The sequence below is a fragment of the Streptomyces sp. NPDC052020 genome, from assembly GCF_040680575.1.
Taxonomy (GTDB): domain Bacteria; phylum Actinomycetota; class Actinomycetes; order Streptomycetales; family Streptomycetaceae; genus Streptomyces.
The window spans coordinates 1-17,813 of the sequence record NZ_JBFAWY010000019.1 but is presented as its reverse complement, the minus strand read 5'-3'; the positions used below and the strand labels follow the sequence as shown (position 1 = coordinate 17,813).

Below are 17,813 nucleotides of genomic sequence, written 5' to 3'. Positions count from 1 at the left end.
GCGTGATCGATATCAGCGAGTCCGTGATGCAGTTCCTCCTGGCGTTCATCGTGGCCGGCCCGCTCCTCGGTGCCGCCGCCGCTCTCCTGCCCGCCCCGCCCGGGCTGAAGGGGAAGTCTCCCGAGCAGGCCGTGCTGCGGCACGGCGTCACCGTCACCGCAGCCGTGCTCCTCGCCGCGGTCGTCCTCGCGCTCGGCTTCGACCACGGCCACCCGTCGAGGATGCAGGCGAGCACGGACATCAGCTGGATCCCCGCACTCGACGTGCGGATCCACCTCGGCATCGACGGCATCTCCCTCCCCCTCCTGGTCCTGACCGCGCTGCTGACCTTCCTCTGCGCGCTCTACTCGTACTTCAAGATGCCCACGGGCCCGTCCCCGAAGGCGTTCGTCGCCCTGCTGCTCGTCCTGGAGTCCGGCACCCTCGCCACCTTCGCCGTCCTCGACCTGCTGCTGTTCTTCCTCGCCTTCGAGATGGTCCTGATCCCGATGTACTTCCTCATCGCCCGCTGGGGCGGCGAGGGCCGGGCCGAGGCGGCCTGGAAGTTCATCCTGTACACACTGCTCGGCTCCGTGGTCATGCTGCTCGGCCTGCTCCTGATCGGAATCAGGGCAGGCACGTTCGACATGGTGGCACTCGCCACTGACAACGGCCGATCGCTGACCACGTCCGTGCAGGTCATCGCGGTTCTCGCGATCGGGATCGGGCTCGCGGTGAAGACCCCGATGTGGCCGCTGCACAGCTGGCTGCCCGATGCCCACACCGCCGCCCCGACCGTCGGCTCGGTGCTGCTGGCCGGCGTCCTGCTGAAGATGGGCACGTACGGGTTCGTCCGCATCCTCCTCCCCGTCGCCCCGGACGGCCTGCGCACCTTCGCGCCCTACCTCGCCGCCTTCGCGGTCGTCGGGATCATCTACGGGTCCCTGGCCTGCCTGGCCCTGGCCAGGCGCGGCGCGAAGGGCGACCTCAAGCGGCTCATCGCCTACTCCTCCGTCGGCCACATGGGCTTCGTCCTGCTCGGCATCGCCACCATGACCCCGACCGGCGTCAACGGCGCCCTGTTCGCCAACATCGCCCACGGCCTCATCACCGGCCTGCTCTTCTTCCTGGTCGGAGCGCTGAAGGACCGCACCGGCACCACCGACCTCGACACGCTGGCCGAGGAGACCGGCGCCGCGCTGTACGGCAGGGCCCCCCGCCTGGGCGCCCTGCTCGCCTTCGGCGCCGTCGCCTCGCTCGGCCTGCCGGGCCTGGCCGGTTTCTGGGGCGAGATGCTGGCCCTCTTCGGCGCCTTCGACCCGCACGCCGGCCTCAGCCGCCCCGCCTTCCTGACCTTCACGGCGATCGGCGCGTTCGGCACGCTGCTGACCGCCGCGTACCTGCTGACCGTGGTCCGCCGTGTCTGCATGGGCACGGTGCCGCAGGGAGCGCCGCGGCTCACCGACGTACGCCGTTACGAGTTCGCGGCCTGGACGCCGCTCGTCGTCCTCACCGTCGTCGCCGGGCTGTGGCCCAAGGCCCTCCTGGGGCTGACCGACCCGGCCGTGCAGCAGCTCCTCGCAGGAGGCACCCGATGAGCTCCCCGGTCCAGCCCCTGGCCGCGTCGCTGATCCAGTCCGTCGACTGGCTCGCCATCGCGCCGCCGACCATCGCGGCGGTCCTCGGCCTCGCCGTCCTGGTCGCGGACCTCTTCGTCGGCGAACGCCGCAAGGCGCTCCTCGGCTGGGTGTCGGTCGCCGGCCTCGCCGCGTCCCTGCTCATGCTGCTGCCGCTCCTCGACGGCGACCGCTCCACCTTCTGCCTGACCGGCGACACCGACGCGTGCAGCTACACTGCGGACCAGTTCACGCTGGTCATCCAGTTCCTGGTCCTCGGCGGCGCCCTCGTGGCCGCCCTGCTGTCGGTCACCGCGCTGAGGGACGCGGACCGAGGGCTGCCCGAAGGGGAGTTCTGGTTCCTGCTGCTGTCCTCCGCGGCCGGTGCCGCCCTCCTGCCCGCCTCCCGCGACCTCGCGACCCTCGTCGTCGCCCTGGAGGTCGCCTCCCTCCCCGCGTTCGCCCTCGTCGGTCTGCGACACGGCGACCGGCGCTCCTCGGAAGCGGCCCTGAAGTTCTTCCTGTCCTCGGTCACCGCCACCGCGGTCAGCCTCATGGGCATCAGCTTCCTGTACGCCTCCACCGGCACCCTTTACCTCACCGAGATCGCCGGGCGCGTGCGGCACGTCGACGGGCAGCTCACGACGCTGGCCCACACCGGCGTCGTCCTCACCCTCGTCGGGTTCGCCTTCAAGACGGCCGCCGTCCCCTTCCACTTCTGGGTGCCCGACACCTACGTAGGCGCGCCTCTCCCCGTCGCCGCCTACCTGTCGGTCGTCGGCAAGGCGGTCGGCTTCTCCGGCCTCATCCTGGTCGCGGTCGTCGCCCTGCCGTCGTACGCCGGCGTATGGGGCCCGGCGCTCGCCGTGCTGGCCGCCCTCACCATGACCCTCGGCAACGCGGGCGCCCTCCGGCAGCAGGCCACGCGCGCGTACAGCGCGGTACGCCTCCTCGCGTGGTCGTCGGTCGGCCAGGCCGGCTACCTCCTGGTGCCGATCGCCGCGGCCGCCTACTCCGACGACGCCGAGCGGTCGGCCGGCTCCACCGTCGCCTACGCCCTGATGTACGCGGCCGTGAACCTCGGCGCCTTCGCGGTGGCCGCCCTGGTGGGCCGTACCCGCTCCCTCAACCGCGTCTCCGACTACCGCGGCCTGTACGCGACCAACCCCCTGACGGCGCTGCTCCTGGCGTTCTTCCTGCTCTGCCTCGCCGGACTGCCGCCGGGCATCATCGGCCTGTTCGCCAAGGTCACCGTCTTCTCCGCGGCCGTCGACGCGGGCCTGGGCTGGCTCGCCGTGGTGATGGCCGTCAACGTCGTCGTCGCGCTGTTCTACTACCTCCAGTGGACGGCCCTGCTGTTCCGCGCCCCCGAGGGGGAGTCGGTCAAGCACCGCCTCCCCGCCCCGCTCACGGCCGCGATCACCGTCACCGGGGTCCTCGCCGTCGCCCTGTCGGGAGCCCCTCAGCTGGTCCTGCGCTTCGCCGGCACCGGGCTGTTCTGAGCCCGCTCCCCCCTCCCCGTACCGGTCCCTGCCAACACCCCGGGCTTCCCGCCGCCCGCCGGCTGCGCGGAGCACCGGGACGCGTGCGGCACGCGCGGGTGGGGCACCCGACGCCCACGCGCGCGCCGCACACCGCCCGCCGTCACCCGTACGGCGCGCTCGCACCGCCGTACGCACCAGGGAACTGGTGGTCCTCGCCTGGCGTTGACCAGTACGGGAGGGTCCACTGGACGTGACACCACGGCACCGGTGGCATCGGAGACCGGACAGCAAGACCAGCAAGCGAGAGCGCCAAGCAAAGGGTTCCCCTGCTGCACCACTTGGAGGGCGTACCGTGCACCGCCGGCACAACGGGCTCAGGACCGCAGTACTCCTCGGGGGACTGTCCGCCCTCATCATCGTCATCGGCGGCTTCTTCGGCCGAGCGGGGCTCGTCGTCGCCGTCCTGATCGCACTGGGCACCAACGCCTACGCGTACTGGAACAGCGACAAGCTGGCCCTCCGGGCGATGCGGGCCCGCCCGGTGAGCGAGTTCGAGGCGCCCGGTCTGTACCGCATGGTCCGTGAGCTCTCCACCCAGGCCCGCCAGCCCATGCCCCGGCTCTACATCTCGCCGACCGAGGCGCCCAACGCCTTCGCGACCGGCCGCAATCCCCGCAACGCCGCCGTGTGCTGCACCGACGGCATCCTGCGCCTGCTGGACGAGCGGGAGCTGCGCGGCGTCATCGGCCATGAGCTCAGTCACGTCTACAACCGCGACATCCTGATCTCCTCGGTCGCCGGCGCCCTCGCCTCTGTGATCATGTTCCTGGTCAACTTCGCCTGGCTGATCCCCATCGGACGCTCCGATGACGACGACGGTCCCGGCCTCCTCGGCATGCTGCTGATCATGATTCTGGGTCCGCTCGCCGCCTCGCTCATCCAGCTGGCCATCAGCCGCTCCCGGGAGTACGAGGCCGACGCCGCGGGCGCCCAGCTCACCGGCGACCCGATCGCCCTGGCCGGCGCCCTGCGCAAGCTGGAACTCGGTACCAAGCAGCTCCCGCTGCCCCCGGAGCCCCGGATCGAGACCGCCAGCCACATGATGATCGCCAATCCGTTCCGCCCGGGTCAGGGGCTGTCGAAGATGTTCTCCACCCACCCGCCGATGGCGGACCGCATCGCCCGGCTCGAGAAGATGGCAGGTCACTCGCAGTGAAGACCATCCTCAACGTCATATGGCTCGTCCTGAGCGGCTTCTGGCTGTTCCTCGGTTACCTGCTGGCCGGCGTGCTGCTGTGCGTCACCGTCATCGGCATCCCCTTCGGGATCGCCGCGTTCCGCGTCGGTGTCTACGCCCTGTGGCCCTTCGGCTACACGACGGTCGAACGCCGTGACGCCGGAGCCCCGTCCTGCATCGGCAACGTCCTGTGGCTCGTCCTCGCCGGCTGGTGGCTGGCCCTCGGGCACATCGTCACCGGCATCGCCCTCTGCGTCACGATCATCGGCATCCCCCTGGGCGTCGCCAACTTCAAGCTGATCCCGGTCTCCCTGCTTCCGCTCGGCCGTGAGATCGTCCGGACGGATCAGCCGTTCACGGCCCGCTGACCGGACGCCGCCGGCCGCCGGTGCGTCCACGGTGGGCATCCAGGGCCCGTAGGCCCTCTCCCCTGGAGCGACGCGCGGTCACGGCCACCGCCACGGCCATGGGCCCCGTGCCGCTGCCCGTCTCAAGCCGTCTCGCCGACGGCCTTTTTCCACAAGCCCCGGGTTATCCACAGCCCCGAGCGGCCGTCAGCGGTGGCTCGCATCATGAATCCATGACCGACAGCGAGCACACGCCGACACGGGTGCCGTCCCGAGTTCCCCGGCAGACGCCGGCGCGGGCGCCGTCAGAAGTTCACCCGCACCCGCGCACGGGCCTGCACCACCTTCCCGCGCCCGCCGACAGGCCCGCCAGCCCTCGTCCGCCGAGGACCGCCCGAGCGGTACGGGACATCGGCAGACCCGCGAACCATCACCCCGCCCGGCCCCCGGCCGACCGCATACGCCTCCCGTGGTCGATGCACCCCCGCACTCGGCGGACGCCAGCCGTCGTCAGCACGCAGACGAGGTGGCCGTGCGGTAAGCAGGCCCGCTGACACGGGCCATGAGGCCGTCGGCACACGTGGTCGGTGTTGACCTTCGAGTCAGTTGAAGCTCGACGATGGATGGGTGCCAAACCTTGAGCTGATGCCGATCGGGATCTTTGCCCAGCGCACTGGTCTGACGTCCAGCGCCTTGCGGTTCTACGCCGACTCCGGGCTCGTGCCCCCCGCAGAGATCGACCCAGTCTCGGGTTACCGCTACTACACCGCTGACCAGGTAGCACGGGCAGTGGAGCTTCGTCAGCTCCGTGAGATCGCCATGCCCCTCACCGCCGTCGAGGCAGTCCTCGACGCCGAGCCTGGTGAAGCGTCTCGCCTGATCGACGAGCACGTCGCGAAGGTCCTGGGAGACGCGAATGCGGCGCGGCAGAAGGCCGCTCTGATCAAGTCATCGCTCTCCGACGAGCCGTGTCTGCCGGTCGCAGTGCTGAAGGGTCCCGTGCTGGCTGACGCGATCGAGCAGGTCCTGACCGCGACCGCCCGCGATCCGGACATGCCGGTACTCGGGGGACTACGCGTCGAGGCGACCCAGGAAGCGGTCACGCTGACCGCGACCGACCGCTACCGGCTCTCGACACGAACACTGGTTCCTGCCGAGCCGGCAGCCACGACATGGGCGGCCACGGTCAACGGCGACGAGCTGCGGGCCGCGGTCAGTGAGATCCGCCGCAGTGTGCTGGTGCGAGTCGACGCCACGCCGCACGGAATCTGGCTGCGTATGGCGGGCCGGGAAGACCAGTACTGCCAACTGCTGCCAGAGGAGTTCCCCGACCACCGGCTGATGCTCGCGTCACTGTCCGAGGCTGTGACCCGTGTGACGGTCTCGAAAGCTCTGCTCCTGCGCGTCCTGGAAGAACATCCAGGTGCGCGACTCTCGCTGCGGGTGTCCCACCGCGGCCTGAAGGTTCTGGCAGCCGATGACGAGCACCCCGGCCTTCCGCTCCCGGCCGCCGTGACGGGACGCGCCCTCCACATCTCTTTCGAGCTGACCACGCTCTTTCCAGCCGTCAGCACCGCCATCGGCCCCGACGTGATGCTCGACCTGCGAGGACCTGACCAACCCGTCACGATCCGCTCCGCCGACCGCGGCGATCTCACCACCGTGGCCATGCCCGTCAAACACGACCGCTCCGCCTGAGCAGGAAAGACGAGGACCACGCCCATGACCGCTCTTCCCCCCGGCCCCGACGCGACCATGGAAGCCGTCGGCCAGGCCGTCACCGAAGGACGAGCCGGAGACATCGTCACCGCCCGCCAGAAACTCCAAGACCTCTGGTCCACGATCGGCGTCACCGGCGACCCACTGCACCGCTGCACCCTCGCGCACCACATGGCAGACCTCTACGACGACCCCGCCCAAGCCCTCGCCTGGGACGTCCGGGCCCTGGACGCGGCCGACGCCCTGACCGATCAGCGCGTACAGGAGCATCACGCCAGCCTTCAGATCGCCGGCTTCTATCCGTCGCTGCACCTCAACCTCGCCGACGACTACCGGCGGCTCGGATCCTTCGACGCCGCCGCCCAGCACATCAACGCGGCCCAACAGCATGCCCCGGACTTGCCGCAGGATGCTTACGGTGCCTTGCTGCGTACCGCCATCGAGCGGGTGGCTGAAGCCATCACCCAACGGGACACCGCCAAGAGAGCCTCCCATCCCGGGCGATCGCAGGCGTAGCCGCGGACGCGGCCGGTCCGGTTGTCCCGGGCGATGAAGTCGATCGCGAACCTGCGGACGGGCAGCGCGACCTTCCCCTCCTCATCGAAGACCAGCCAGACCAGCCAGACCAGCCAGGGCGCGGCACCTGGGTCCGCCGCCACCCGCCCCCACCGCGGGAGCTGGATAGCGCGGACGTCACGGGATCGCTCGTTCAACTCCGTTGCGCTCATTCGTTCTCGGACTGCGCAACGCCTACCGACTGGGCCGAGCGGGGGACGCGCTCCGGTCCGGCGTGTCTCTCCGCGGTCCGGTCAACGACTCGATGCCGCCCACCGCCGCGCCCCGTACGCGCCCGCGCCCACCGCCAGCACACCCGCGCCCACGGCCACCGAGGCCGCCGGGAGGGAGACCGCCACCACCACGCACCCGACCAGCCCCACGGCCGGAACGACGCGGGTCGCCGGTGCCCGTTCCAGCGTCCAGGCCGACGCGTTGGCCACCGCGTAGTACGCCAGCACCCCGAAGGAGGAGAAGCCGATCGCGCCGCGCACGTCCACCGTGGCGGCCAGGGCTGCGACGACCGCCCCCACCACCAGCTCGGCCCGGTGCGGCACCTGAAAACGCGGGTGCACGACGGCCAGTGCTCCGGGCGGATGGCGGTCGCGCGCCATGGCCAGCGTCGTGCGCGAGACGCCCAGAATCAGAGCCAGCAGGGAGCCCAGGGCGGCCACGGCGGCGCCCACGCGCACCACCGGCGCCAGCTCTGGCACGCCTGCCGCCCGCACGGCGTCGGCCAGCGGCGCGGCCGCCTGCCCGAGACCGCCCGGGTCCAGCACCGAGAGGACGGCCACCGCGACACCCGCGTACACGACCAGTGCGATGCCCAGGGCCAGCGGAATCGCACGGGGGATGGTGCGTGCGGGATCCCGCACCTCCTCGCCGAGGGTCGCGATGCGCGCGTAGCCCGCGAACGCGAAGAACAGCAGCCCCGCCGCCTCCAGCACTCCGCCCGCCGAAGCGCCCTCCCACCCCTGGACGCCCAGGCGCCCGGCGTCGGACCGCCCGGACCCGAGGCACACCGCCACCACGGAAGCGAGGACAGCCAGCACGACCACGACGATGACCCGCGTCAGCCAGGCCGACTTCTGGACGCCGCCGTAATTCACCGCGGTCAGCACCAGCACGGCGGCGACCGCGACCACACGCCCGTGCCCCGGCCAGACGTACGCGCCCACGGTGAGCGCCATGGCGGCGCAGGAAGCCGTCTTGCCGACCACGAACGACCAGCCCGCCAGATACCCCCAGAACTCCCCGAGCCGCTCACGCCCGTACACGTACGTGCCACCGGAAGCCGGGTACAGGGCGGCCAGCCGTGCCGACGAGGAAGCGTTGCAGTAGGCGACCAAGGCGGCCAGCGCCAGCCCGAGCAGCAGCCCCGACCCTGCCGCGCGCGCCGCGGGCGCCGGTGCGGCGAAGACTCCGGCTCCGAGCATCGAGCCGAGCCCGACGACCACGGCATCCCGCACGCCCAGGGTGCGCCGCAGTTCCGAACCCGCAGGTGTCATGGCTCGCACCCTACTGACGAGCGCAACCACCAGATGCGAGCGTGACGTCTCCGTCACCAAGAGAGCATGAACACACGACAGCCGACCACCACGAACCGACCACGGCCACAGCGCCCCGCGACCGGCACCCGATGCGACAACCGGCAAACCGACAACCGGCGAACCGGCGACCGAGACCGATGACCGACCCCCAACGACCGTAAGAGCGCAGTGACTCGCAACGCCGGAAGGACGCGGCCGCGCGGGAAAGGCAGGTTCACCGCATGACGATCATCAGCTGGATCATCCTTGGGCTCCTGGCCGGAGCCATCGCCAAGTTCCTGCTGCCGGGCCGCGACCCGGGCGGGATCATCGGCACCACGCTCATCGGAGTCGCCGGTGCGTTCGTCGGCGGCTGGCTATCGGCCCGCTGGCTGGACCACCCGATCACCCGGGACTTCTATGACGGCGCCACCTGGGCGGCGGCGATCGGCGGGTCGCTGGTCCTGCTGATCGCCTACCGACTCCTCTTCGGCCACTCCCGCGACTGACCCGTCCGGACGCGGCCGGAAGAAGGACATGCCGGAAGCGCCGACTCCCCACCGCGCCCCGAGAGCCTGCGATGACCCCGCCCCGCCAAGAGCCCGCCTCGGTCCGGCCGGGGCCGGCCCGGCCCGCACACGGACGAAGGGACCAGAGGAGACGGAGAGGGCCGCCGCCGGGGCCGTGAGGCCGGCCGGTCCCGGCGGCGGCCCTCCCCGTGCCGACGCAGGGGCCTGGCGGCGTTGGCGCAGGCCGGCCGGCAGCTCAGCCGGTCACCGGTAGTTGACGAACTGCATCGCGAAGTCGAAGTCCTTGCCCTTCAGCAGGGCGATCACGGCCTGCAAGTCGTCACGGCTCTTCGAGCTGACGCGCAGTTCCTCGCCCTGGACCTGGGCCTTCACGCCCTTCGGGCCCTCGTCACGGATGATCTTCGCCACCTTCTTCGCGTTCTCCTGGGAGATGCCCTCCTGGATCGTCGCGAAGATCTTGTACTCCTTGCCGGAGATCTGCGGCTCGCCGGCCTCCAGGGCCTTCAGCGAGATACCACGCTTGATCAGCTTGGACTGGAAGACGTCGAGGACAGCCTTCACCCGGTCCTCGGAGTTGGCCTCCATGAGGATCTTGTCGCCGGACCACGAGATCGAGGCACCCACGCCCTTGAAGTCGTAGCGCTGCGAGATCTCCTTGGCGGCCTGGTTGAGGGCGTTGTCGACCTCCTGCCGCTCGACCTTCGAGACGATGTCGAAACTGGAGTCGGCCATGTCCTGTGGCTCCTTGTATCAGGGTGCGTATCGGTGCGTACGGCGTACGTGGACGGCGACCGAGCCCGCGGGGCTTCCCCGGCCGCATCCGGACAAGCCTAGCCACCCCCCGACCTCCGGGCCCACGATCAACCGGGTGGCGAAGCACCCCTCCACATCGGGTATTGTTTACGTCGTTGCCACGGAGCACCGCCGAAAGGCGGTTCGAAGGGCAGCTACCCCGGCGGTGTGCCCGAGCGGCCAAAGGGAGCAGACTGTAAATCTGCCGGCTCAGCCTTCCTAGGTTCGAATCCTAGCGCCGCCACACTGGGGAAGACCCCCTCCGAACTGCGGAAACGCAGAACGGAGGGGGTCTCTTCGTTTGCTCGGCCCGCGCACGGTGCGAGGCTGCTTCACCGGTGTGGCGACTCATGGCGGGCACGGTCGTCGGGCAGAGCGGCCTCCGGACCCGGCAGGACCGCTCCGCTCCGGTCGCGCGCCCCGCGCCCTCCGAGCCGGTCCGGCAGCCATCTGAGGGCAGGCGTCAGGAACTGCCCGGACGCGGCTCTCCGCGGACCACGCTGAGCAGCATGGACAGGGAACTCCTCGGTCATCCCGCAGTCGCCCGCCACGGCACGCATCCGGTGCAGCACCGGAGCGAAGAACTCCGCCCGGCGGTCCGTGGACACAGGGCAGCCCACGGCTTCGGCACATGGTGCCGCGCGCCTCGCCCACCGGGTCACCGGGTCCTTCCTCACCCCCGCCCGCGGCACACTGACCGCATGCCCTCCACGTCCTCCCGCCGCAGGACCTGCCCCGAGTGCCGCCGAGAGATCGCGGTCGTCGCCGGGCGGTACGCGCGCCACGATCCGCCCGGCGCGCGGGCGAGCGGTGAGCTGACGTCCTGTCCGGGATCCCGAAGGCCGGCCCAACTGGGGGCCGTACAGCCGTCGCTGGACGGGTACGCCGTCCGCGACTTCCCCGGTCAGATGCCCCTGTTCTGACCCTGGCCCACACCCCCGGTCTCCTCCCGGCTCAACTCCGGCGTCGACCCGATTCCGCTTCGCCACACCCCGTCACGCCCCGCCCCGCGAGAGACCCGGCCGGGCCGCCGGCCCCCGCCGGTCGCGGGTGCCGCGTACGTCCGCCGCGGCGACCCCTTCCGAGCGGCCGGGACCCCGACGTCCGCCGCCCGGCCCTCAGTTGCCCGCCACCGACTTCACCGCGACCGACACCGGCGCCGACCCGCCGATGAGTTCGAGGGTCAGCCCGGCCGTCGCCGGGGTGTCCACCAGCTCGGCGAGGACGGCGGCAACGTCGTCGCGTGGAACGGGTCCCCGGCCCGTGTGCGCCTCCAGGCGTACGAGGCCGGTGCCCGCGTCGTCCGTCAGCTGACCGGGCCGCAGGATCGTCCAGTCCAGGGCGTCCAGGCCGCGGACGTACGCGTCCGCCTCGCCCTTGGCGCGCAGGTACACGTCGAAGACCTCGTCGCCCTCGTGGGCCGGATCGGCGCCCATGGAGGACACGACCAGGAAGCGCCGTACCCCGGCCCGTACCGCGGCGTCCGCCAACAGGATCGCCGCCGCCTTGTCCACCGTCTCCTTGCGGTCCGCTCCGCTGCCCGGGCCCGCGCCCGCCGCGAAGACGGCCGCGTCGGCGCCCCGCAACCGCTCCGCGACCTCCTCGACCGTCGCCGACTCCAGGTCGAGGACGACCGGCTCGGCACCGGCCCGGCGCAGGTCGTCCGCCTGCTCCGGCTTGCGGATGAGACCCACGGCCTCGTCCCCGCGCGCGGCGAGCAGCCGCTCCAGCCGCAGCGCGATCTGACCATGACCACCAGCGATGACAATGCGCATGTCTTCGACCGTACGCCCCGAAGACGCCCTCCGCCGCACGGTCACCGGCGGTGCGAGCCCGGCCCCCGGGACGGGACCTCGGCCGCCCCCGAGGTATGCCCGCCCCCGCACCCCTCCGGCACCCTCTCCGGCTCCTTCCGCACCTCCCGCACGGTCCCCGGCGTCCCCGGCGGCCCGGGACCCGGCCTCGGCCCGCACGCCGTACGGCAGCCGGCGCCCGGCCGCGCACTCGGCACCGCGCTCCCCCGGACGGGCTCAGTCCGGTTCCGCCCGCCCCTGCCGGGGCAGCCCCAGTTCCGCCGCCGTCGACGCGTCGCCGTACTCCCGTACCGCGCTGGTGCGCGCCACCACCCGCCCCCGGTGGACCACGATCCGGCTGTACGCCAGCGACAGCGCCGCCGACAGCCGGTCCCCGCGCACCGCCAGGAGCTCGGCCGGGAAGCCCGCCTCCACCCGCACCTCGGGCAGGCCGAGCACCGCCCGCGCCGAGGCGCTCACGGCGTCGTACGCGTCCTCAGGGCACAGCCCGTGGCGCGAAACCAGCAGGTACGCCGCGTCCAGGGGATCGCCGCGCCCCACCGGGTTGCTCACGTCCCGCAGGGCGCCGCTGCCCGCGGCGACCCGTACCCCGGCCGCCCGCAGCAGCCGTACCGGTGCCGTGCCGTCGCGGCGGTCGACGCCGCCGCAGCCGCCCTGCGGCAGGCACACCACCGCCACCCCGGCCGCCGCCAGCCGGTCGGCGGTCCGCGAGGCCACCTCCGCGGGCAGCCGGCCCAGGCCCCCGCACGGGCCGAGGGCCACCCCGGGGCGCAGCCCGCCCGCCATCGCCGCCAGCCGGGCCAGGCGGGCCGGGTCGGCGGCGTCCGTGTGCAGGTCGACGGGGCAGCCGTACTCGGAGGCGGCCTCCAGGACCGTCTCCACGTAGCCGGTCGGATCCGGGTCCAGGTCCGGACACCCGCCCACCGCACAGGCGCCCGCCTTCAGCGCGTCCCGCAGCACCGCCCGCCCGTCGGCCCCGGCCACCCCGGTCAGCACCCTCGGCATCGCCACCGTCGTCAGCCCGGCCAGCCCGCGCAGCGAGCGCCGCGCCCGGAGTACGGCGGTCAGGGCACCCAACCCCCGTACGCCGTCCACGCGCACATGGGCCCGCAGCGCGGTCACCCCGTGCCCGAGCTGGAGCAGCGCCGCTTCCGTGACGCGGCGCTGGACGTCCCCGGGTTCGTACGAGACCGGGCCGCCGGCGTCGGCGGTGAGCGCGGTGTCGCCGTGGACGTGGGGGTCGGCGGGGGCGGGCAGCAGCAGGTAGCCGGTGAGGTCCACACGCGTGCCGGTGCCGGGCGCGGTGCCCGCCGTCAGGCTGCCCGCGGTGCCGACCGCCTCGATGCGCCCGCCGCACAGCCGTACGTCCACGGTCCGGCCGTCGGTGAGCCGGGCCCCCGACAGCAGCAGCGGGCCGCGCGCGGCCGGGCCCGACGAGTTCGGCGAGTGGGGCGGCGGCTGCGGCCGGCTGTCGGGCATCGCGCTCCTCGGGCTCGGGGCTGCACAGGGGGACGCAAGATCACGCAGAGTGAGACGAGCCTAGGGCGGTGATCACGCGGGAGGGCGCAGGGGCGCAATAGTCGTACCGGTGTGCTCCGCCGCGCGGGGGGCGGGAGCCGGGCGGCGCCGGAGCGGGCGGGACGGCCGGGGCGGCGGGGCCGCCGGGTGTGCCCGGAGAACCGGGCGCGGCGGGAGCCGGGGAACGGATTTGGGAGTAGGGCTGCTGACCGTGTAATGTCTTCATCGCTCGCCCCAATAGCTCAGTCGGCAGAGCGTCTCCATGGTAAGGAGAAGGTCAACGGTTCGATTCCGTTTTGGGGCTCTGGTGCGGAAGGTTCCCCGTCGCGAGACGGGGGTCCGGATCGCATCAAAGCGGTGTAGCTCAGTCGGTAGAGCAAGCGGCTCATAATCGCTGTGTCACCGGTTCAAGTCCGGTCACCGCTACTCTTAGTAGCCGATTGCGGGGTCGGTCCTTCGATCGGCTACTCTTCTTGCGTTATATCAGTCCACCCGTTCGTCAAGGAGCACTCACGTGGCTGCCACCGACGTCCGCCCGAAGATCACGCTGGCCTGCGTGGAGTGCAAGGAGCGGAACTACATCACCAAGAAGAACCGGCGTAACAACCCGGATCGTCTGGAGATGAAGAAGCACTGCCCGCGTTGCAACGCGCACACCGCGCACCGCGAAACGCGATAAAACAGGCTCGTACGTGAGGCCGTCCCCACCCGGGGGCGGCCTCACGTCGTTTCGGTCGTCGCCCGGCCGCCTTCCGGCCGGCCGGGCGACGACCGGATTCGGTCAACCACAGCAGACAGCAGGAGGTGCCGAGCCCATGGCGCTCGACCAGTCCTTCGTCGGGCGGACCTATCCGCCCACCGAGCCCTATGAGGTGGGCCGGGAGAAGATCCGTGAGTTCGCCGAGGCGGTAGGGGACACCAATCCGGCCTACACGGACACGGAGGCCGCCAAGGCGCTCGGCCACCCCGATGTGATCGCCCCGCCCACGTTCGTGTTCGCCATCACGTTCAAGGCGGCCGGACAGGTCATCCAGGATCCGCGGCTCGGCCTGGACTACAGCCGGGTGGTCCACGGCGACCAGAAGTTCGCCTATCGCCGCCCGGTGCGCGCCGGTGACCGGCTGACGGTCACCTCGACCATCGAGTCGGTCAAGTCCATGGCCGGCAACGACATCCTGGACATCCGCGGCGAAGTCCACGACGAGGCGGGCGAGCACGTCGTGACCGCCTGGACGAAGCTGGTCGCCCGCGCGGCGGAGGAGGCGTGAGCAACCCCATGACGGCGAAGATTTCCTACGCCGAGGTCGAGGTCGGCACCGAACTGCCCGCCCAGAGCTTCCCGGTGACCCGCGCCACCCTCGTGCGGTACGCGGGCGCCTCCGGCGACTTCAACCCGATCCACTGGAACGAGAAGTTCGCCAAGGAGGTCGGCCTGCCCGACGTGATCGCGCACGGCATGTTCACCATGGCCGAGGCGATCCGCGTGGTCACCGACTGGGCCGGCGACCCCGGCGCGGTCGTCGAGTACGGCGTCCGCTTCACCAAGCCTGTCGTCGTCCCCAACGACGACCAGGGCGCCGTGATCGAGGTCAGCGGGAAGGTCGCGGCCAAGCTGGAAGACAACACCGTCCGCGTCGACCTGACGGCGACCAGCGACGGCCGGAAGGTGCTCGGGATGTCCCGCGCGGTCGTGCGGCTGGCCTAGACGAGTAAGTCCGGAGTCCTCGAACGCATGAAGCGAGGGCCTCGTGGGTTCGTTTGTGACGACAAACCTCGAAGCCCTCGCGTCGGCGCCGTACGTCGAGATCGATGACTCTCTGGCAGGAACGCGGCGATGGGGCCGTCCGCCGAGGCTGACGCCCGGGACACCGACCTGTGGCACGACGACGTGTGGATCGTGGACTCCACACCCAGAGCGCAAGCGCGGGGGAGCGGTCTGGGCCCTCGCGAGCACCAGCGTCGCCGGGCCCCGGGCGCTCCCGCGTACACGGCACGGGGCTGTCGGTGCCGTCTCGTAGTCTTGGGCGCGTGCAGGAACTCCACGACGCCCCCCTCGCCCCGCTGACCACCTTCCGGCTGGGCGGCCCCGCGACCCGGCTGGTCACCGCGACGACGGACGACGAGGTGATCACGGCCGTCCGCGAGGCCGACGACACCGGCACCCCGCTGCTGCTCATCGGCGGCGGTTCCAACCTCGTCATCGGCGACAAGGGCTTCGACGGCACCGCCCTGCACATCGCCACGCGCGGCCTCACGCTCGACGGCACGACGCTGGAGCTGGCCGCCGGTGAGGTGTGGACCGACGCCGTCGCCCGCACGGTCGAGGCCGGGCTCGCCGGCATCGAGTGCCTCGCCGGAATCCCCGGTTCGGCGGGCGCGACCCCCATCCAGAACGTGGGGGCGTACGGCCAGGAGGTCTCCGCCACGATCACCGAGGTGGTCGCCTACGACCGCCGGGCCCGCGAGACGGTCACCCTCACCAACGCCGAGTGCGCCTTCTCCTACCGCCACAGCCGCTTCAAGGCCGACCCGGAGCGGTACGTCGTCCTGCGGGTCCGCTTCGGCCTGGAGGACGCGGACGGCATGTCGGGCCCCCTGAAGTACGCCGAGACGGCCCGCGCCCTCGGCGTCGCCCCGGGTGACCGCGTACCGCTCGCCTCGGCCCGCGACACGGTCCTGAAGCTGCGTGCCGGCAAGGGAATGGTCCTGGACCCGGAGGACCACGACACCTGGTCGGCCGGTTCCTTCTTCACCAACCCCATCCTGACCGACGCGGAGTTCGCCGCCTTCCGCGCCCGTGTGCGCGAGCGCCTCGGCGACGGCGCGGAGCCGCCCGCCTACCCCGCCGGCGAGGGCCGCACGAAGACCTCCGCGGCCTGGCTGATCGACAAGGCCGGCTTCATCAAGGGCTACGGGGCGGGCCCCGCCCGCATCTCCACCAAGCACACCCTGGCCCTCACCAACCGGGGCGGCGCGACGACGGAGGATCTGCTCGCCCTGGCCCGCGAGGTCGTCGCCGGCGTCCGCGACGCCTTCGGGGTCACCCTGGTCAACGAGCCGGTGACGGTCGGCGTCAGTCTCTAGTGCCGCGGCGGACCCCGCCGGGGCGGCCGCCCGCCGGTCAGTACGCCACGCCGACGCCCTGTCCCACCGTCGTCGCGTCCTCGGTCATCGCCAGCATGGCGTGGGCGGCATCGGCGCGGCCCAGCACACGGCCCTTGGCGGGGAAGCCCCCGACGACGGTCCGGTAGCGGCCGGTGACCGGCCTGTCCAGCAGACGCGGCGGACGGACGACCGTCCAGTCGGTGCCGCTGCGGGCCAGCTCGGCCTCCATCGCCCGCAGATCCGCGTAGACGTCCTTCAGGACCGCGGAGACGACGCCGCGCAGCCCCCGGTCCAGCAGCCCCGCGCCCTCCGGCTCCGGGCCGACCGGCGCGGCGCTGACCACCACCAGCCGCCGCACCCCCTCCGCGTCCAGCGCGGCCAGCACCGCGCGCGTCAGCCGGGTCGCGATCCCCGCGTCCTTGCGGCTGCGCGCGCCGAGCCCGGACAGCACCGCGTCCCGCCCCGACACCGCGGGCCGGACCGCCTCCCAGTCGCTGACGTCCGCGCGGAACACCTCCAGACCCGTCCCGGTCACCGGCAGCCGCGACGGATCCCGTACGACCGCCGTGACCTGGTGGCCGGCCCGCAGCGCCTGCCGGACGATCTCCCGCCCGACACCGCCGGTGGCGCCGAAAACGGTGAGCTTCACGCATACCCCCGGGTACCACAGCGACCAAGGTGGGTGAGCACTCACTCACCCTGACTCTCCCCTATGGTGAGTAAGCACTCACCCACCCGTCAAGGTTCCTTGGAGCGGCCATGGACTCCGCCAAGCCGGCCCGGGAGCGCATCCTGGACGCCGCCCACGAGCTGATGCTCACCGTGGGGCTCGCCCGCGCCACGACGAAGGAGATCGCCCGGGCGGCCGAGTGCTCCGAAGCGGCGCTCTACAAGCACTTCGCGAGCAAGGAGGAACTGTTCATCCGGGTCCTGGCGGAGCGGCTGCCACGGCTGAGCCCGCTGCTGAACGCCCTCACCGCCGAACCGGGCCACGGCACCCTGGAGGAGAACCTCACCGAGATCGCCCGCCGGGCCGCCCTCTTCTACGAGCAGAGCTTTCCGATCGCCGCGTCCCTGTACGCCGAGACGAGCCTCAAGCGGCGGCACGACGACGCGATGCGGGAGATGGGCATCGGGCCGCACCTGCCGATCGAGGGCCTGGACACCTACCTCCGCGCGGAACGGGACGCCGGCCGGATCCGCCCCGACGCCGACACCTTCGCCGCCGCCTCCCTCCTCCTGGGCGCCTGCGCGCAGCGGGCGTTCGCCTACGACGCGACGACCGGACGGCCACCCGCGGACGACTTCGCCCGCCGACTGGCGCGGACCCTCCTGGCGGGGATCACCTGACGACGGATGCGATCCCCCGGGCGCCTGGGGGCACCTCCCAGGCCGTTCGGGCACTGGGGGAGGCAACGACTGCCCGCGGTTAGCGGCTTCGCGCGCCCGCGGCGCGCCCGGAGTGGGCGTGCCACCCGCGGGCGCCCGCGGCGGGGAGGGGCGTGTCGGGGGGTGGCCGCCCGCAGCGGTTGGCGCGTCAACACCGGAACGTTCTTGGCCGACCGATTCCGCGCCGTTCCGAGGACGG

The 17,813-nt window shown here is 72.1% G+C and carries 18 protein-coding genes and 3 tRNA genes; 16 read left to right on the top strand and 5 right to left on the bottom strand.

The genetic code is table 11. The annotated features are described in order from the left end of the window. Positions 1 to 2: 2 nt before the first annotated feature. The 6 genes from AB0L74_RS20505 (at position 3) to AB0L74_RS20480 (ending at position 6,898) form a co-directional block, all read left to right on the top strand. A complete protein-coding gene (locus tag AB0L74_RS20505) occupies positions 3 to 1,577 on the top strand; it encodes an NADH-quinone oxidoreductase subunit M (RefSeq protein ID WP_365653972.1) in 1,575 nt (524 codons plus the stop codon). Further along, the gene (locus tag AB0L74_RS20500) at positions 1,574 to 3,097 is read left to right on the top strand and encodes an NADH-quinone oxidoreductase subunit N (RefSeq protein WP_365653970.1); all 1,524 of its coding nucleotides are present in this window, start codon (positions 1,574 to 1,576) and stop codon (positions 3,095 to 3,097) included. Before AB0L74_RS20505 ends, AB0L74_RS20500 begins: the two co-directional genes overlap by 4 nt. A gap of 334 nt (positions 3,098 to 3,431) precedes the next feature. Continuing rightward, positions 3,432 to 4,295 (top strand): zinc metalloprotease HtpX, encoded by an 864-nt coding sequence (gene htpX, locus AB0L74_RS20495; RefSeq protein ID WP_365653967.1) that lies wholly within the window; start codon positions 3,432 to 3,434, stop codon positions 4,293 to 4,295. After that, complete coding sequence (locus AB0L74_RS20490) at positions 4,292 to 4,684, top strand: YccF domain-containing protein (RefSeq protein WP_365653964.1); 393 nt, start codon at positions 4,292 to 4,294, stop codon at positions 4,682 to 4,684. The genes htpX and AB0L74_RS20490 overlap by 4 nt, the downstream gene beginning before the upstream one ends. A 606-nt stretch (positions 4,685 to 5,290) precedes the next feature. After that, positions 5,291 to 6,361 (top strand): MerR family transcriptional regulator, encoded by a 1,071-nt coding sequence (locus AB0L74_RS20485; RefSeq protein WP_365654278.1) that lies wholly within the window; start codon positions 5,291 to 5,293, stop codon positions 6,359 to 6,361. A gap of 24 nt (positions 6,362 to 6,385) precedes the next feature. Then, positions 6,386 to 6,898 carry a hypothetical protein gene (locus AB0L74_RS20480; RefSeq protein ID WP_365653961.1) on the top strand — a complete coding sequence of 171 codons (513 nt, stop codon included), beginning with the start codon at positions 6,386 to 6,388 and terminating at the stop codon, positions 6,896 to 6,898. 293 nt (positions 6,899 to 7,191) lie between these two features. Here AB0L74_RS20480 and AB0L74_RS20475 read toward each other — a convergent pair whose 3' ends face one another. After that, positions 7,192 to 8,445, bottom strand: coding sequence for an APC family permease (locus tag AB0L74_RS20475; RefSeq protein WP_365653958.1), 1,254 nt, complete (start codon positions 8,443 to 8,445; stop codon positions 7,192 to 7,194). A 263-nt stretch (positions 8,446 to 8,708) separates the two neighbouring features. Here AB0L74_RS20475 and AB0L74_RS20470 point away from each other — a divergent pair, with 263 nt between their 5' ends. Further along, on the top strand, positions 8,709 to 8,975 hold the full coding sequence (locus AB0L74_RS20470; protein ID WP_365653955.1) for a GlsB/YeaQ/YmgE family stress response membrane protein: 267 nt from the start codon (positions 8,709 to 8,711) through the stop codon (positions 8,973 to 8,975). Between the two features lie 264 nt (positions 8,976 to 9,239). Here AB0L74_RS20470 and AB0L74_RS20465 read toward each other — a convergent pair whose 3' ends face one another. Further along, positions 9,240 to 9,728, bottom strand: coding sequence for a YajQ family cyclic di-GMP-binding protein (locus tag AB0L74_RS20465; RefSeq protein ID WP_029383630.1), 489 nt, complete (start codon positions 9,726 to 9,728; stop codon positions 9,240 to 9,242). 222 nt (positions 9,729 to 9,950) lie between these two features. Here AB0L74_RS20465 and AB0L74_RS20460 point away from each other — a divergent pair. Together AB0L74_RS20460 and AB0L74_RS20455 are read left to right on the top strand one after the other, a co-directional pair. Beyond that, positions 9,951 to 10,032: transfer RNA gene (locus tag AB0L74_RS20460), tRNA-Tyr, on the top strand. Between the two features lie 457 nt (positions 10,033 to 10,489). Continuing rightward, positions 10,490 to 10,711 (top strand): hypothetical protein, encoded by a 222-nt coding sequence (locus AB0L74_RS20455; protein WP_365653952.1) that lies wholly within the window; start codon positions 10,490 to 10,492, stop codon positions 10,709 to 10,711. A gap of 195 nt (positions 10,712 to 10,906) precedes the next feature. Here the strand turns inward: AB0L74_RS20455 and AB0L74_RS20450 are convergent, their stop codons facing one another. Both AB0L74_RS20450 and AB0L74_RS20445 read right to left on the bottom strand, forming a co-directional pair. After that, on the bottom strand, positions 10,907 to 11,563 hold the full coding sequence (locus tag AB0L74_RS20450) for an NAD(P)H-binding protein (protein ID WP_365653949.1): 657 nt from the start codon (positions 11,561 to 11,563) through the stop codon (positions 10,907 to 10,909). Positions 11,564 to 11,818: 255 nt separating this feature from the next. Next, positions 11,819 to 13,081: an amidohydrolase family protein gene (locus AB0L74_RS20445; protein WP_365653946.1), complete on the bottom strand. Its 1,263-nt coding sequence runs from the start codon at positions 13,079 to 13,081 to the stop codon at positions 11,819 to 11,821. Positions 13,082 to 13,351: 270 nt separating this feature from the next. Here AB0L74_RS20445 and AB0L74_RS20440 point away from each other — a divergent pair. From AB0L74_RS20440 to AB0L74_RS20415, 6 genes are all read left to right on the top strand, one after another. Beyond that, a tRNA-Thr gene (locus AB0L74_RS20440) sits at positions 13,352 to 13,424 on the top strand. Between the two features lie 49 nt (positions 13,425 to 13,473). Continuing rightward, positions 13,474 to 13,546 (top strand) — tRNA-Met (locus AB0L74_RS20435). 88 nt (positions 13,547 to 13,634) lie between these two features. Further along, a complete protein-coding gene (gene rpmG, locus AB0L74_RS20430; protein WP_003948671.1) occupies positions 13,635 to 13,799 on the top strand; it encodes a 50S ribosomal protein L33 in 165 nt (54 codons plus the stop codon). 136 nt (positions 13,800 to 13,935) lie between these two features. Further along, entirely contained in the window at positions 13,936 to 14,388 is a 453-nt protein-coding gene (locus AB0L74_RS20425) for a MaoC family dehydratase N-terminal domain-containing protein (RefSeq protein ID WP_365653942.1), read from the top strand. 8 nt (positions 14,389 to 14,396) lie between these two features. After that, positions 14,397 to 14,825: a MaoC family dehydratase gene (locus tag AB0L74_RS20420; RefSeq protein WP_365654275.1), complete on the top strand. Its 429-nt coding sequence runs from the start codon at positions 14,397 to 14,399 to the stop codon at positions 14,823 to 14,825. Positions 14,826 to 15,148: 323 nt separating this feature from the next. Continuing rightward, positions 15,149 to 16,204, top strand: a complete 1,056-nt coding sequence (locus AB0L74_RS20415; RefSeq protein WP_365653939.1) for a UDP-N-acetylmuramate dehydrogenase — start codon at positions 15,149 to 15,151, stop codon at positions 16,202 to 16,204. Positions 16,205 to 16,241: 37 nt separating this feature from the next. On the opposite strand, the gene AB0L74_RS20410 is transcribed toward AB0L74_RS20415, so the two are convergent. After that, complete coding sequence (locus AB0L74_RS20410) at positions 16,242 to 16,874, bottom strand: NAD(P)H-binding protein (RefSeq protein WP_365653936.1); 633 nt, start codon at positions 16,872 to 16,874, stop codon at positions 16,242 to 16,244. 110 nt (positions 16,875 to 16,984) lie between these two features. Between AB0L74_RS20410 and AB0L74_RS20405 the strand changes: the two genes are divergently transcribed. Then, a complete protein-coding gene (locus AB0L74_RS20405; protein WP_365653933.1) occupies positions 16,985 to 17,575 on the top strand; it encodes a TetR/AcrR family transcriptional regulator in 591 nt (196 codons plus the stop codon). Positions 17,576 to 17,813 lie beyond the last annotated feature (238 nt).

Coding starts and splice junctions, on each gene's coding strand:
- AB0L74_RS20405 (WP_365653933.1), top strand. CDS start 16,985: ATGGACTCCGCCAAGCCGGCCCGGGAGCGCATCCTGGACGCCGCCCAC.
- AB0L74_RS20500 (WP_365653970.1), top strand. CDS start 1,574: ATGAGCTCCCCGGTCCAGCCCCTGGCCGCGTCGCTGATCCAGTCCGTC.
- AB0L74_RS20450 (WP_365653949.1), bottom strand. CDS start 11,563: ATGCGCATTGTCATCGCTGGTGGTCATGGTCAGATCGCGCTGCGGCTG.
- AB0L74_RS20455 (WP_365653952.1), top strand. CDS start 10,490: ATGCCCTCCACGTCCTCCCGCCGCAGGACCTGCCCCGAGTGCCGCCGA.
- AB0L74_RS20420 (WP_365654275.1), top strand. CDS start 14,397: ATGACGGCGAAGATTTCCTACGCCGAGGTCGAGGTCGGCACCGAACTG.
- AB0L74_RS20480 (WP_365653961.1), top strand. CDS start 6,386: ATGACCGCTCTTCCCCCCGGCCCCGACGCGACCATGGAAGCCGTCGGC.
- AB0L74_RS20445 (WP_365653946.1), bottom strand. CDS start 13,081: ATGCCCGACAGCCGGCCGCAGCCGCCGCCCCACTCGCCGAACTCGTCG.
- AB0L74_RS20470 (WP_365653955.1), top strand. CDS start 8,709: ATGACGATCATCAGCTGGATCATCCTTGGGCTCCTGGCCGGAGCCATC.
- AB0L74_RS20465 (WP_029383630.1), bottom strand. CDS start 9,728: ATGGCCGACTCCAGTTTCGACATCGTCTCGAAGGTCGAGCGGCAGGAG.
- AB0L74_RS20475 (WP_365653958.1), bottom strand. CDS start 8,445: ATGACACCTGCGGGTTCGGAACTGCGGCGCACCCTGGGCGTGCGGGAT.
- AB0L74_RS20425 (WP_365653942.1), top strand. CDS start 13,936: ATGGCGCTCGACCAGTCCTTCGTCGGGCGGACCTATCCGCCCACCGAG.